Source organism: Microbacterium sp. I2, from assembly GCF_051364985.1.
GTDB lineage: Bacteria > Actinomycetota > Actinomycetes > Actinomycetales > Microbacteriaceae > Microbacterium.
The window spans coordinates 1-1,224 of record NZ_JBLWIH010000031.1 but is presented as its reverse complement, the minus strand read 5'-3'; the positions used below and the strand labels follow the sequence as shown (position 1 = coordinate 1,224).

1 protein-coding gene is annotated in these 1,224 nt (G+C 66.1%); it reads right to left on the bottom strand.

Translation table 11 applies throughout. The annotated features are described in order from the left end of the window. Nucleotides 1-19: 19 nt before the first annotated feature. Nucleotides 20-1,186 (bottom strand): IS30 family transposase, encoded by a 1,167-nt coding sequence (locus ACLKM7_RS19720; protein ID WP_436449004.1) that lies wholly within the window; start codon nt 1,184-1,186, stop codon nt 20-22. Nucleotides 1,187-1,224: the final 38 nt, after the last annotated feature.

Here is a 1,224-nt window from a genome sequence, read left to right as displayed (position 1 = left end):
GATCGGCGGATTCAAGCGGTCATCGCAACAGGATGTTACCGATGACTTCGTTCGGGGTTTGGAACTCTAGTCGTTTGCGGGGTCGGTCGTTGAGCTCGGCGGCGACTGCGTCGAGGTGCGCCTCGTCGAAGCCCGCGAGCGGGGTGCCTTTGGGGAAGTACTGCCGCAGTAGTCCGTTGGTGTTCTCGTTGATGCCGCGCTGCCAGGGTGAGTGCGGGTCGCAGAAGAACACCTCGATGCCGGTGTCGATGCGCACCTGTTCCCAGTCCCGCATCTCCGGCCCCTGATCCCAGGTGAGCGTGCCGCGTAGCTGCTGCGGGAGCTGCTGAATCTTCCGCGCCAGCGCCGGCGCGACCTGCTCCGGCTTGTATCCGTCGGGCAGTGGCACCAGCATCGTGTAGTTCGAGGACCGCTCAACGAGAGTGCCGATCGCCGACTGGTTGCGCGCCCCGATGATCAGGTCGCCTTCCCAATGGCCCGGGACGGCGCGGTCCTCGACCTCCGCCGGCCGCTGCACGATGTTGACCATGTTCGGGATCCGGTTCTTGCGCTGCCCGGCCTTCCGGCTGGGGTGACGCAGAGCCCGACCGGTCCGTAAACACCGGGTCAGCTCCTGCTTCAGCGCTCCCCGGGACTGCACATAGAGCGACTGATAGATCGTCTCCGCGCTCACTCGCATCTCCGGGTCATCGGGGAACTCCCGACGCAGCCGACCGGCGATCTGCTCCGGCGATCGGCGCTGAGCCAGGTCCTGCTCCACTCTGACACGCAGCCGCAGATTGGTCGCCAGCTTCGCCCGTTTCGGACGTGACGCACGATGGTGCGCCGCGATCTGCGCACTCGAGGCCCGATAGCGGCCCTTCATACTGTTCCGTGCGAGCTCGCGCGAGATCGTCGACGGAGCCCTACCGATCCGCCGGGCGATCGCCCGGATCGACTGGCCCGACGCGATCCCCACGGATATCTCCTCCCGCTCCGCGAAGGACAAGTATCGACCCTCGAGATCCCGGCCGCGGCGCGGCCTGACACCGCCGGCGGCAATCAGCATCCGCTTGGCAGTCGTCCGATACACCCCGATCCGCTCGCCCGCTTCACTCGCGAACTGCCCCGCCTGAAAGCACTCCCACGCCTGCTGGACCACATCCAGCCGGAACCTCAGCGCCAACTCCGCCACAACACTCTCCATTCAGCAAGTGTTGCGACCACCGCAAGAACCCAAGGATC

Coding starts and splice junctions, on each gene's coding strand:
- ACLKM7_RS19720 (WP_436449004.1), bottom strand. CDS start 1,186: ATGGAGAGTGTTGTGGCGGAGTTGGCGCTGAGGTTCCGGCTGGATGTG.